The organism is Rhodococcus sp. NPDC127593 (assembly GCF_042671975.1).
Lineage (GTDB): Bacteria > Actinomycetota > Actinomycetes > Mycobacteriales > Mycobacteriaceae > Rhodococcus_F.
Map to the genome: position 1 here is coordinate 75,087 of NZ_JBHXWI010000040.1, position 13,312 is coordinate 88,398.

Sequence of the window (13,312 nt, forward strand, 5' to 3'; positions counted from 1 at the left end):
CCAATCGTTCGATGAGTCGGCGTTACTGGATAGAAATCATGCCACCGTCGATCACCAGATCCGTACCGGTGACAAACGACGAATCCTCGGAGGCCAAGTACAGGACACCTTTGGCGATTTCCCGTGTAGAGCCGAAACGCTTCAACGGGATGAACTGTGCCAGTGCGTCGAAATCGAACTCCTCGCGGAGCTTGGCGACTATGGCCGTCTCGATGATGCCGGGGTCGATGGAGTTGACCCGGATGTTCTCGGGCCCATACTGGCATGCCGCTTGCTTGGTCAGCGACCGGACCGCACCCTTGCTCGCGTGATAGGCCGTGCCGACCTCGGTGCCGACGATCCCGTGAATCGAGGCAATATTTACGATTGACCCGCCGTCGGCACGCCTCATCGACGGGATGACCGCGCGCATACCGTAGAACACGCCCGTTTGATTGATTCCGATGACACGATCCCACACCTGCTGGTCGGTATCCTCGAGCCCTTTGTCGACGTAGATGCCTGCATTGTTGACCAAGATGGAGATCGCTCCATACACCTCTTCCGCGGTCCGCACTGCAGAATCCCAGGCTTCAGCGTCAGCGACGTCCAATTCGACCGCAGTTACGGCCAGTCCCTCGTTGATCAGTTCAGCGACCACCTCATCAAGGACCTGCTTGTTGATATCGCCGGCGATGACGGATGCGCCCTCTTCGGCGAGAAGTCGAATATCCGCCACTCCCATGCCACTTGCAGCTCCGGTGACGAGAGCAACCTTGCCCTGAACACGACCAGTCACGTCTGATTATCCGTTCTTCGAAGTGGTAACTGCTGATGTGGATTGCCTGCCTCCGGCCGTGACGCTAATCACCCTGCAGAACAACATCTAGAGACGTTCAGGTATCGCGAACGCGCCATCTGTGGCGCTAGTGGTGTGTCTCGCAAATAATTCTTGATCGATTCGATAGAATCCGTACATGAGGAACCCGGTACCCGCTTTGGAGATTTCCGATGGGCAGCGCGTTGTGCTCGAGTCGTTGGCGCGCTCGCAGTCGGGTGCGCATCGGGAGGTGGTGCGGGCCAAGGCGTTGTTGATGGCGGCCGAGGGCATGGCTAACACTGCTATCGCGCAGGCGTTGTCGGTATCGCCGGGATCGGTGGCGAACTGGAGGGCACGGTTCGCCGAGTACGGGATGGCGCGGTTGGGTGAGGTGCGCAAGGGTCGTGGTCGCAAGCCCTCGATCCCGCAGGAGAAGATCGAGAAGATTGTGGATCTGACGCAGAACTACCGCCCGAAAGGCGAGACTCATTGGAGTTGCCGGACGATGGCAGAGTATGTCGGGGTCTCCAAGGACACCGTCCAGCGCGTGTGGTCCGCTCGCGGACTCAAGCCGCACCGGGTCGAGACGTTCAAACTGTCGAACGATCCGCGATTCGAGGACAAGCTCGTCGACGTCGTCGGTCTGTACCTGAACCCGCCCGAGCGGGCGATCGTGTTGTGCGCGGACGAGAAGTCGTCGGTGCAAGCCCTCGACCGGACCCAGGCCTCGCTCCCGATGATCAAGGGCCGCGGCGAGACGATGACCCACGACTACAAGCGTCACGGCACCACCACCTTGTTTGCCGCGCTCGACGTCCTTACCGGCAAGGTGATCGGCCAGTGCCTGCCGCGCCACCGTCACCAGGAGTTCTTGAGATTTCTGCGCACCATCGACCGTGAGGTGCCCAAGGACTTGGAGATCCATCTGATCCTGGACAACTACGCCACCCACAAGCACGAGAAGGTCCGGGCTTGGCTCGATAAGCATCCACGGTTCCACCTGCACTTCACTCCCACCTCCTCCTCGTGGCTTAATCTCGTCGAACGTTGGTTCCGAGAGCTGACTGATAAAGCTCTGCGGCGCGGGGTCTTTCACTCCGTACCGCACCTCATCGCCTCCATTGAGGAATACCTCGATGCCCACAATGAAAGCCCCCGACCGTACGAATGGACCGCGACCGCCGAATCCATCCTCGCCAAGGTTGCGCGCGGCCGCGTCGCACTGGAAAAGATCAGCTAAATCAGAGACACACCACTAGTAGTACTTTGTTACCTCGGCGTGTCGGCTCGAGTTCTCGTGGCTTTCTCGAGAGTATGCGGGCATGGATACAGCCGCTCTCGCCCGTGTCGGGGAACAGTTGGATACGTTTGTCGGTGAGGTGTTCTCGTCGCTGGCGCGTAAGGATCAACGGGAGAAGGCGGGACTGTATGCGCGGGGGTTGATGCTCGACGGCCGGCGGAAGTCGATGCAGCCGATGGCGCAGCGGTTGCAGGTCGATCACCAACGGTTGCAGCAGTTCGTGACCACCTCACCGTGGGATGTGGTGCCGGTGCGGAAAACGCTGTCGCGCAGAGCGTGCGATCTGATCGCTCCGGATGCGTGGGTCATCGATGACACCGGTTTCGTCAAGGACGGACCCGCCTCGCCGGGCGTGGCCCGGCAGTATTCGGGCACCCTCGGCAAGGTCGGCAACTGCCAGATCGCGGTCAGTGTGCACGCCGCCTCCGATGCCGCGTCGGCACCGTTGGATTGGCGGCTGTTCCTGCCCGAGAGCTGGGACGATCGCTCCACCACCGACCCCGACGCGGTCGCGGCGATCACCGCCCGCCGGCAGCGGTCCGCGATCCCCGACACCGAGCATCACCGCCCCAAGTGGCAGATGGCGATCGAGATGATCGACGAGCTGATCGAGTGGGGGCGCATCCCGCCGGCGGCGGTCGCGGAGGCCGGGTACGGCGACGCCACCGCCTTCCGGCTCGCGTTGACCGAGCGCGGCATCGACTACGTCGTCGCCGTCAAGGGCGTCACCAGCGCCCATCCCGGCGACGCCATCCCGCAGACCGCGGCCTACAGCGGCCGCGGGCGCCCGCCGACACCCCGCTACGGGCCGCATTCGACCTGCAAGGACCTCGTTCTCGCCGCCGGGCGTAAGGCCCTTCAGACCGTGACCTGGCGGCGCGGGACCAAGGCCGACCCCGACAACCCCACCGCGGCGATGAGCTCGCGTTTCGCCGCCATGCGGATCCGGCCGGCGAACCGGGACATCCCCCGCGCCGACGACGACACTCTGCCGGAGGTGTGGTTGCTCGCCGAGTGGCCCGCCGGCGCCGACGAGCCCACCGACTACTGGCTCTCCACCCTCCCGGCGGACACGCCCCTGAAAGAACTCGTCCGCCTCGCCAAGCTCCGCTGGCGCATCGAGCACGACTACCGGGAGCTGAAAACCGGTCTCGGACTGGACCATTTCGAGGGCCGTTCCTGGCTGGGCTGGCACCACCACGCCACCCTGGTCTCCGCCGCGCACCTGTTCCTCACCACCCTCCGGCTGGCCGACCCAAAAGCGACTGGGCAGGACTGACCCTCTACGGCATCGTGCGCGAACTCCAACGCGCACTTGCTCGTTGGATCGGTACCTGCCCACTGTGCCACCACACCTTCCCGACCTGGAGGGTCGAGAGCTGGCGCGGAGACCGTGATCGGCGGTAGGTCGCGAAGCCGCTTGTGACCCATACGGTTTCCCGTTGGTCGTTCTTCTCCTCGACCGTGGCCGATCTGGTTCCGTTTCCAGCTCCCGCCCGTCAATCCGTGCATGCGGTTCTCCCGCACACGGCTTACCGACGCCGTTCACCGCCGGCATTCGGCGTCACCCGCCAAGCCCGAAAGGGCCTGGGTGCGACCACGATCCCATCAAGACTGATCAATCCGAGCTGGTTATCCGAGGACTGGGAGACCACCCACATCCCGAACCTGCGGCTACGCCTGTGCTTCTTGGCGAGCATGCCCACCACCCGCGTCAGCGCGTAGTGCCGGATCTTGGTGAACCGAGCCGAGGAGCTCCCGTATCGGAAATACCCAGCCCACCCGCGCAGGAAGCTGTTGAGCTCCCCCACGATCACGTCCACCGACAGCAACGTCCGGTTACTTCCCGTGAGACCACGGATACGGTCCCGTGCGTGCTGCATCGCCTTGTCCGAGGGCCAACGAGCGAGGAATTCCACACCCTTGCCGCCGGTGCGTCCTTGCGCGCGCACCCACCGATGATGGAACCCCAGGAAATCCAGGCCCTCACCACCCAGTTTCAGGCGCACGATCCTCGTCTTGGCCTCCTTCGGTTCCAGCCCGAGTTCGGCCAGCAGTTCCCGCAACCGCATCAACGCGGCTTCGGCCTGCTCACGAGTCCGACACATCACGACGGCGTCGTCGGCGAAACGGACCAGCACCCCATGCTCACGCACATCCCACACCCGATCGATCCGATGCAGGAACACGTTACACATCAGCGGTGAAATCACACCACCCTGTGGAGTTCCGGTCACCTCACGCCGCACCACACCGTCGCTCATCACCCCCGCGCGCAACATCGCACGCAGCAGCTTGAGCACAGCCTGGTCACTGACGCGTTCCTCGACCGCTCGTATCAACTTCTCCTGCGGAATCGCCGAAAAACAGTTGGCGATATCCGTTTCGACCACCCACCTGCGACCGCGCCACGCCTCATCGACGAGGACTTGCAGCGCGTCGTGCTGACCGCGTTTCGGACGGAACCCGAACGAACACGGCAGGAAATCGGCTTCGAAGATCGGCTCAAGCACGATCTTGCACGCCGCCTGCACAATCCGATCCCGCACAGCGGGAATCGACAACGGACGCTGTTCCTTCGAGCCGGGCTTGGGAATCCACACCCGACGCAACGGCAACGGCCGATACGCTCCTTCCCGCAACTGCGCGGCCAACTCGTCGAGCAGCCGCTCGAGCCCGTACTGCTCGACCTCGGCCAGAGTGGTCTTGTCGACACCCGGTGCGCCGTTGTTGGCACGCACCGCGACCCACGCCCGCCACAGAACGTCTCTGCGGAAGACCTTGTCCCGTAACGAATGGAACCGTCGCCGGGGATCGGCCTTGGCCGCCCGGTAAAGCGCATGCTGAAGATCTCGAACCGGGTCCAACCCGGACCCCACCGTGGCGGAACTAGCCATCACCGGCACTCACCAGGCCCCTCTCAACGAACACGACACATCGACGAAGCAGCGGCCCTTCCCTCACCGACGGTTCTGTTGTCCGCTCGGCTCGATCGGTACTACGACCGCCTCCGACTCCCTCCCGACAGGCCACCCATTTCCCGAGGTCATCGGTTATAGGGCACCACCCTCCAGCGACATATTTCCGCAGGTCGCCGGGCCGGGGAGGGCCTCACCAGTTCCCGCCGTCACTATCCGAACGTTCCGCACCCCATACGCCGGGGAGTTCTTCGACGCCTGCACATTCAGGTCTTCAGCGTCTTCCATGGCCTTCACCGTGATGCTGGCGGCTCGGCACTCCCTTTGCCCACCCGAAGGCGGGTAGTTAACGACGCCGCAGGCTTCGCTTCATGCTACGGACCGATCGGTTGCTCCCCCTTGAAGGGCTCTCGACACTGGGCTTCGACCCCGCAGGTTTCCCCACGAAGCCGCCAGTCTGCTACCGGGCCCCCTGACAGTTACCCGGACCGGACTCACACCGGCAAGCGACGACGAGCTTACGAACACAGGTCACCTACACAAGGTCACCTCCATTCCCTGGTCGCGCAACAAAGTACTACTAGCGAGCTGTCAGTCCCCCATCGACGACAATTGTCTGACCGGTGATGAACGACGCTTGGTCGGAGGCCAGGAAGGCCACCAGAGCAATGATCGATACCTGTGGATCGGGGAGGGCATACCTTCCCGGATGATGATCTGCAAAGAATCCGGTATTCGATCAAGACCAGCGCGCCAACGCTGGTTGGGAAGGTACGCCTGTGCTCACGGTAGTACACGATGACGACCAGTCCAACGACGACAACCCGACCTGTGGCCGGTCGTTGCTCGACGAGATCGTCCGTGACGGTGCCCGGCAGATGCTCGCGGCCGCGCTGCAGGCGGAGGTCGCCGCCTATATCGAGCAGTTCGCTGATCAGGTCGACGAGAACGGTCGCCGCCTGGTGGTGCGTAACGGCTACCACCACGAACGCGACGTGCTGACCGCCGCGGGTGCGGTCAACGTGAAGGCTCCCAGAGTGAACGACAAGCGCGTCGACCCGGACACCGGGGAGCGGCAGCGGTTTTCGTCCGCGATCCTGCCGGCGTTAGTGCGCAAGTCCCCGCAGATGAACGAGGTGCTGCCGCTGTTGTATCTGCACGGGCTCTCCACCAGCGACTTCGGGCCTGCGCTCGAGCAGTTCCTCGGATCGGGTGCCGGGCTGTCGGCGGCCTCGATCACCCGGTTGACCAGGCAGTGGCAGGACGAGGCCAAGACCTTCCAGGATCGGGACCTCTCCGGCACGACTTCGTCTATCTCTGGGTCGACGGTATCCACCTCAAGGTGAGGCTCGAGCAGGAAAAACTGTGCCTGCTGGTGATGATCGGCGTCCGCGCGGACGGCCGGAAGGAACTCGTCACCCTCACCGACGGGTACCGCGAGTCCACCGAATCGTGGGCGGACCTGCTGCGCGGCTGCCGACGCCGCGGCATGACCGCCCCCGTCCTCGCGGTCGGTGACGGCGCCCTGGGGTTCTGGCGGGCGCTGCGGGAGGTGTTCCCGGAAACCCGGGAGCAGCGATGCTGGTTCCACAAGCAGGCCAATGTGCCTGCTGCGCTGCCGAAGTCGGCGCAGCAAGGTGCGCTCGCGGCGATGAAGGAAATCTACAACGCCGAGGACATCGACAAAACGCAACTGGCGATCAAAGCCTTCGAACTCGACGACCAAGCGAAATACCCGAAAGCGGTCGCGAAGATCACCGACGACATGGATGTGCTGCTCGAGTTCTACAAGTACCCGGCCGAGCATTGGGTGCATCTACGCACCACGAATCCCATCGAATCTACCTTCGCGACGGTGCGGCTCCGGACGAAGGTCACCAAGGGTCCCGGATCCCGCGCAGCTGGACTTGCCATGGCCTACAAGCTGATCGACGCCGCACAAGCGCGCTGGCGTGCGGTCGACGCACCACATCTGGTCGCGCTCGTCCGAGCCGGAGCGGTGTTCCACAAGGGCAGACTGCTCGAACGCCCCACCGACATCACGCCGGGCACCGACGCTGTCGAACCCGCCAACGCTGGATCCGAGGTCGCCTGAAACCTCGCCCATCCACAGGAATTGACAATATCTCGAGGCCACCACAGCTGCGATCTCTTCCGATGTTCCCCCACCGCCCCATCGGTACCCGCAGCTTGCCCTTGATATCGGCATCGCTGTCGTCGTCCGTTGCCCAGTGTGCAGCGGTCATCTGGGTACGCACATAACCCGGGCAGACGACGTTGGACCGGATGCCATCTTTGGCGTACTTCAGCGCAGCGTCTTTGGTCGCGCCGATCACGCCGTGTTTGGCGGCCCGTAGCCGGTGGGGCCGATGGAGCCCGTGATTCCGGCGATTGACGCGATGTTTATGACACTGCCACCACCATGACGCAACAACGCGTCTATTCCAGCGTTCATCCCGCGCCAGACGCCGAGCAGGAACATGTCCACATTGCGTTCAAAGTCATCTGGCCGTCCGCTCGAGGTGGCACCGGCGGAGTTCACCACCACATCCAAACGTCCAAATCGCGCTTCCGTCGTCGCGATCGACGCGGTGACCGAGCCGGTGTCCAGAACGTTTGTCTGCACGTAATCGACTTCACCGCCCGCGGCGGCCATGTCGGTGACGGTCTGCTTTCCGGCGGTCTCATGGAGGTCGGCAATCACCTTTTTCGCGTAGTTTGCGACCAAAGCCGCCGCGATCGCCCTTTCGGTTCCATTGCCGCCGCCGGAGACCCAGCACACTTGATCAGCAAGTCTTGTGTACATCGTTAGCTCTCCGTTCCGGGCCCTGATGGAGTTGCGCGCAAAAGTCGATATCGACCAGTACCCGTCCGCCGATTCCCGCCACCACCGGGGTGCGAGCGGCGAGCCCGAGCAGGAAGCGGGAGGCGACAGCGTCGAGCTGCAGGACGTGCCCGAAGGTGAATTCGCGGAGAAACGATCCCAGCGTCGACGGGGCATAGGGGCGGTCGAAGACGGTCCCCATCGCCCCGTGCCGCAACATCGCCAGGTCGGCGATGCTGTCGGCGCCGCCGACCATCCCACCGACGAGGGATCCGAGCTTGCGGCCGGCATTGGCACCCTTGTCCGTCGGCACGCTCAGGTGCTGATCGGCGAGGGTGCGCAGGCCGCTGGCCTGGGCCAATGCCATCACCGGGATCAGTCCCGCGGTCGACACGAGATTCGGGTCGTCGAACCTCGCCGCAGCGACGGGCCGGGTGTGAGATAGTTGCATCCGCGAGATGTCCTTCTGCGTGGCTGAATCTGACCCTAGAGAAGTCTTATTCTTCCACTACGACAGGACATTTCGCCTTTATGACACTCTCAGGCGCTCATCCCAATCGGTGCTTCCAGGCTTAGGGACGACCTCTGGTTTGTACTTTGTTGAGATCTTGTGCAGTAACTTTGTTCTTGTCGGCACCTTCTGCGATCGGCCCCGAAGTCGGATCAGCGGCTGGTATCGACGAACGGTACTTGAGCACTCGACGCGAGACAGCACGATCCGCAGTAATTGCCAGGAAGCCGCCCAGCAGGAGGAGTGCGGCGATAACCAACATCGCAATCTCGACGCTGCCACTTACATCAATCAGAGCGCCTGTGACGTATGGGCCAACAAAGCCCCCTACGCCGCCGTGCATGGTCACCACGGCCAACGCCGTCGCCGCCCCGATCCCCACATATAGCTTTGTAGCCAATGGGAACAGGAGGACCGGTCCACCGAAAGCTCCGATCGCGAACAGACAGAGACCGAACAGCATGCCCAGCGGCGAGTCCGCAAATGCCGCCACCAGAGCACCGACGGCACCAATTGTCGTACACATCGCTGAGAGGTAGCCCGCGTGGCCATATTTGTCGCCTAGACGGCCTATGGTGAGCTGCGAGGCGCCTCCCACTGCGAACGGCACCGCGACGATCAGGGACCGCTGAAGGGGTGTAAGGATCAAACCGTACTGCTGCTGTAAACCCTCGATAAATGTCGGTAGAAAAAATGTAAGGGCGTATGAGCCATACACAATGCTCATATACGAGAGTCCGACAACCCAAACCCATGGACTTGCGAGCGTCTGTCGAACCGAGGTCCGCGGCACATTGACGGCTCGGGCGTCCGAGGCGATGCTTTCGATAACAGCTGTTCTCTCTTCGGCGCTTAGCCACTTAGCTTGGCTTGGACTGTCGCTGAGGTAGAAGTAGGCGGTGACTCCTAGAACCACGGCAGGGAGACCGCTGGCGAAAATCAAGAAGCGCCACCCGGACATTCCGAATAAGTCGAGGCGATCACCGAGGTCGATTAGAGTCGCGGCCAGAGGCGCTCCAACTGTGGTTGCGAGTACCGACGCGAATAAGAACCAGGCTGTTGCCCGCGCCCGCTGGCTGTGGTTGAACCACAATGTGAAGTAGTAAAGTACCCCGGGTACAAATCCAGCTTCGGCAACCCCAAGGGTGAATCGCAAGACATAAAGCGTCTCAGCATTCGGTACGAACGCGATAGCGGTCTGAATAATACCCCATGTGACAATAATTCGCGCCAGCCAAGCGCGGGCACCGAATCGGTGGAGGGCAATATTGCTCGGCAGCTCAAGAAACGTATACCCGATAAAGAACAGTCCAGCTGCGAATCCGAAACCGTTTGCCGTTAAAGCAAGTTCCGCATTCATCCCGCCTGGGCCAGCATACGAAAGGCTGACCCGATCGAAGTATGCTACGAAATATAGCAGCATTAAGAACGGAAGCAGTCGCCAGGCAATGCGTCTATGGGCTTGAGATACTATCTTTGTGAACTGCTTTTCCGAAGCAGGACCGTTGTTCATTTAAATTCCTCTCGAGGCATGACGTCGGGCTTGAAAGAGCCCATCGTGGCGAACCGTTTTGGATAAATTGAATCCGTAGCGGTGTCGATGGAAGTTAAGGATTTTCCTCTGATATCAGATTATTTTCGTATTAGTTCGGTCGGAGGAGGTGAACCTGCTCCTAGGCCACTGACGAATCCCTTTTCGCGGCGGTTGCGATGCATCGAAATCACCGCTGGCAGGATCAAGATTAGCGAGATCAGCTCTCCGGCGTCCCAGCCTGTTGTCTGAGACTTTCTTTGCGGGAAAGGAATGCCGTCTATAGGTAACGTTTGGTGCCCTACCAGATTTTTAACTGGATGTTTGGGAAGCACTACCGACTAGAGTGAGTCCGAGCTAGTCCACTGACCGATAATGAGTCGTAACTCTTGCCGCATTCCGACTGTAGTCCTCGATATTTTTGAAAATTGCCATTTTCAATTATTGTCTGGAGCTTCGAAACGGTTTGGCGGCTCCGGTCAGTGCGGATCCAGTCCGAGTAGCTAGCGATCCATACTCGTGATGACATAGCGGTTGTTCCCACCCGCTTGAGCTGTCGGTGAAGCTGTATCGATGCCGTCGAAGCCAATAGCGCTAGGTGGATTGTTTCCTCAAAGGTGTTTGCTGCATTCCGGGCCGCTCTCGCTGGCTGCGTAGGTGGACTCGGGCGGCCGGGCGACGTTACTTTTCGATCCGAGCGCGTCGGCAATGGTTGTCACCGTCGAATTTGCGACACGAGCTTCGTGGATTGCGGCAGCTGGGACTCCACCTGCGACATTAGCCCGCCATCGAATTGGCGGGCCGGACGACCTTGGTGGTGCTCATTGCAGCACCCGCGCCCACGCCCGTACCGAGGCGGGAAACACCAACTGCCCGCATGTGACCGTCCTCACTTGAGTATTCGTGATGTGTGGAACAGTAGCTCAATTACCTCGATAGGGGAACACCCTGATGCTCGGTTAGTTACCGACAGAGCCATCCCTCATGTTCGACACTGCTCACGCGGCAGGTGCGGGTAGGCGACAAAACGAGACGGAGGGAACGCGCTGTTCAATAACCTTGACCCTTGAGAGAGGGCGATGATCGGAAAGCGGCGGGAGGGGTCTCGGGCCTGGCCTGGCGCCGGTCTCGTTCGATGACGTGGATGTGACGATCGGCATTACGGAAGCTGTCAACCTTTCTGAGACAGTGTTTCGACAGTTGTCGAGTTCTCCTCCTCTGCGGGTGGTTTGTTGATCCAGCTGGTGATGGGCAATGCGGGCGGCTCCGGTGGGTTGCGGACGAATCGTTCCGGGTGCGCCGCGTAGGCGGTATCGAGGACGATGCCACGCCGGCGTCGCACCTCCGTCGCTCGCCCGTAGTGCACGTCGGCAGCGGTATGTAGGCCAATCCCGGAATGGCGATGCTCGAAGTTGTACCAATCGAAGCATTCCTTGCCGTGCAGCCGGGCGGCCTCGATGCTGTCGAACCGCCCGGGAAGGTCCGGCCGGTAGGCCTGGCGGCGGCGGTCCCCGGTCTGGTTCGTAGCTGGCGGGCGCACGACCCGTCGCGGCGCACGCGTGGCGCACCCCGATCAGCGGTGTCAACTCGGCGATCGCGTGATCGATCATCGTCAACGCCTGCTCCCGGGCGTCTCCACGCTGCTCGATGAGAGCTTCTCCAAGAGCGCGGACAGTTCCCCCTGGATGCGGATCACTTCCCGGGCATGCTCGAGTTCCGCGGTCAGCCGGGCGTTCTCCGCGGTCAAACCGCGGTCCGACGCAGCGGGCGTCGGCTTGGGTCCGCGCGGCACCGACAAACCGGCGAGCGCACCCCGGTCGCGTTGACGACGCCACTCGGTGAGCAACGATGAGTGCAGGTTCTCCCGCCGCAGGATCGCCCCCGCTCGCCGTGCTCGGCACGCTCGTATTCCTCGACGACGGCGAGCTTGTACTTCGCGGTGAACGTCCGCCGCACTGCCTTCTCGGCAACCTGCGGATCTGGTACCTCACTGGGCCGCACGCCGACCGGATCCACCCGGTCCGCGGCCTCTTCGCTACTCAATGCTTCCTACTCCGAACTCGCCCTCGAACCTCACTGATTACGGACACCGATTGTGTCTCAGACCAGGTTGAGAGGGTTGTTGATGATGCCGTTGTAACATCGCCGCTCACCTCTAGCTGGGGATTTGCACGCTGCGAACCGTTTCGGCCCGCCGACTTCGGACGGTCACGGCGGAGCGTGTATGCGTCGGGTCCTTCACTTCAAGGCAATATGACGTGGCCCAGCGGCTAACGTGAAGATGGAAACCGATGCGATGCCAATGGCAAGGCAGACGCCTCGGTGACTTCCTCGTCTAGAGCTCGTCTAGAGCACGTCTAGAGCGTCCGCCGATGCTCCGGGGTGAAGTGGGTAGTCGAACGTCTGCCGGAGCATAGCCTCCACCTCGCAGGGATCGCCGTGCTCGATCGTGGTTGCCATCCGAACGTGTAATTCCTGCCATGTCTCTAAAGTTTCGGGTTCAAGCCAGCTCTCCCTCTGGATGAGCGCCAGGTGTAAAACATCTTGCAAATCGCGGTAGGCCCGGCTGAGGCGTGGACTGTCGGCTTCGTCGACAAGTCCGCGGTGAAACGTCATGTCGTTTTCCATCCGTTCTGCCCAGGTCGTCTTTGTGGTGCACAAGCGGATGCGTTCCAGTGCGCGACTCGCGGTGGCGCCTATGCCGGCGTTCCGCCTTGCCACCTCACGGAGCGCCTGAACCTCAAGCGCTGTGCGAAGAAACATGATGTCCTGAAAGTCCTGGTCTGTGAACTGCGGCACTCTCCAGCCCTTGTTCGCCGTATGCGTCAGGATGCCGCGCGCCGTGAGTTGGCCCATAGCGGCCCGCACGGTGTGCCGCGCGACGCCGTAATGCTGAGCTACGACTGACTCGCGCAGCTTCAACTCGCCCGTTCCCTTCGGAGACAAAATCTGAAGAGTCAGCTCCTTCGCAAGAGCCTCAACGGTCGAAACCGGCGAAATTTCTCCCCAGGATTGCCCTGCCAGCTCTGTCACGGGTTCGGTCCTCTCAATGGTCGGGTGCCGTTCGAGCATATTGCTATTGACGGCGCTGTGGAAGCATGGAAGTGTTCCACACTAAAGCCGAAAGGCGGTCTGTGGAAAGGTGCAACACATTGGCACAGACAATGGCAGCTAAGATCCTGGCCAGCGGCGGGGGTGGATGAGGCTGGTGTGGGCGACGTCGTTTTGCCTCAGATCGAGATATTTATCTGTCTCGACGGAACGATGTTCATCGACGCGTTCAATTAGCAGGATCTCACGGTGTAGATTTTGCTTCGACCACAGCTTTCAGCCTGACTGGATGCAGGTGGCGGCTCTGACCGAAGATCCGCAGGTTTGCGCAGACTCAGGGGAAACTTCAGCGAACATCTACAATTTCGGCCGCAATGG

The 13,312-nt window shown here is 61.6% G+C and carries 6 protein-coding genes and 6 pseudogenes; 3 read left to right on the forward strand and 9 right to left on the reverse strand.

All coding sequences use genetic code 11. The annotated features are described in order from the left end of the window. Window positions 1–22: 22 nt before the first annotated feature. Window positions 23–778, reverse strand: a complete 756-nt coding sequence (locus tag ACFVJ3_RS32265; protein ID WP_378455929.1) for an SDR family NAD(P)-dependent oxidoreductase — start codon at window positions 776–778, stop codon at window positions 23–25. A gap of 178 nt (window positions 779–956) precedes the next feature. Between ACFVJ3_RS32265 and ACFVJ3_RS32270 the strand changes: the two genes are divergently transcribed. Next, entirely contained in the window at window positions 957–2,039 is a 1,083-nt protein-coding gene (locus ACFVJ3_RS32270; RefSeq protein WP_378455930.1) for an IS630 family transposase, read from the forward strand. Between the two features lie 82 nt (window positions 2,040–2,121). Then, window positions 2,122–3,496 (forward strand): annotated as a pseudogene (locus tag ACFVJ3_RS32275) (IS701 family transposase). 135 nt (window positions 3,497–3,631) lie between these two features. Here the strand turns inward: ACFVJ3_RS32275 and ltrA are convergent. Beyond that, window positions 3,632–4,996, reverse strand: a complete 1,365-nt coding sequence (gene ltrA, locus ACFVJ3_RS32280; RefSeq protein WP_378455931.1) for a group II intron reverse transcriptase/maturase — start codon at window positions 4,994–4,996, stop codon at window positions 3,632–3,634. 601 nt (window positions 4,997–5,597) lie between these two features. Then, window positions 5,598–5,681: pseudogene (locus tag ACFVJ3_RS32285) on the reverse strand (SDR family oxidoreductase); the annotation flags it as partial. Window positions 5,682–5,796: 115 nt separating this feature from the next. Between ACFVJ3_RS32285 and ACFVJ3_RS32290 the strand changes: the two are divergent. After that, window positions 5,797–7,112, forward strand: a pseudogene (locus ACFVJ3_RS32290) (IS256 family transposase). A 124-nt stretch (window positions 7,113–7,236) separates the two neighbouring features. Here ACFVJ3_RS32290 and ACFVJ3_RS32295 read toward each other — a convergent pair. The 6 genes and pseudogenes from ACFVJ3_RS32295 to ACFVJ3_RS32320 form a co-directional block, all read right to left on the reverse strand. Next, a pseudogene (locus ACFVJ3_RS32295) lies at window positions 7,237–7,823 on the reverse strand (SDR family oxidoreductase); the annotation flags it as partial. 43 nt (window positions 7,824–7,866) lie between these two features. After that, window positions 7,867–8,292 (reverse strand): annotated as a pseudogene (locus ACFVJ3_RS32300) (IS1380 family transposase); the annotation flags it as partial. A 121-nt stretch (window positions 8,293–8,413) separates the two neighbouring features. Then, window positions 8,414–9,865 (reverse strand): MFS transporter, encoded by a 1,452-nt coding sequence (locus ACFVJ3_RS32305; protein WP_378455932.1) that lies wholly within the window; start codon window positions 9,863–9,865, stop codon window positions 8,414–8,416. Window positions 9,866–11,054: 1,189 nt separating this feature from the next. After that, window positions 11,055–11,375, reverse strand: a pseudogene (locus tag ACFVJ3_RS32310) (hypothetical protein); the annotation flags it as partial. 120 nt (window positions 11,376–11,495) lie between these two features. Then, window positions 11,496–11,729 carry a hypothetical protein gene (locus ACFVJ3_RS32315; RefSeq protein ID WP_378455933.1) on the reverse strand — a complete coding sequence of 78 codons (234 nt, stop codon included), beginning with the start codon at window positions 11,727–11,729 and terminating at the stop codon, window positions 11,496–11,498. 500 nt (window positions 11,730–12,229) lie between these two features. Beyond that, the gene (locus tag ACFVJ3_RS32320; protein ID WP_378455934.1) at window positions 12,230–12,916 is read right to left on the reverse strand and encodes a GntR family transcriptional regulator; all 687 of its coding nucleotides are present in this window, start codon (window positions 12,914–12,916) and stop codon (window positions 12,230–12,232) included. Window positions 12,917–13,312: the final 396 nt, after the last annotated feature.

What these genes read in the sequence shown, in the direction of transcription:
- ACFVJ3_RS32270 (WP_378455930.1), top strand. Translation starts at nt 957, where the DNA reads ATGAGGAACCCGGTACCCGCTTTGGAGATTTCCGATGGGCAGCGCGTT.
- ACFVJ3_RS32305 (WP_378455932.1), bottom strand. Translation starts at nt 9,865, where the DNA reads ATGAACAACGGTCCTGCTTCGGAAAAGCAGTTCACAAAGATAGTATCT.
- ltrA (WP_378455931.1), bottom strand. Translation starts at nt 4,996, where the DNA reads ATGGCTAGTTCCGCCACGGTGGGGTCCGGGTTGGACCCGGTTCGAGAT.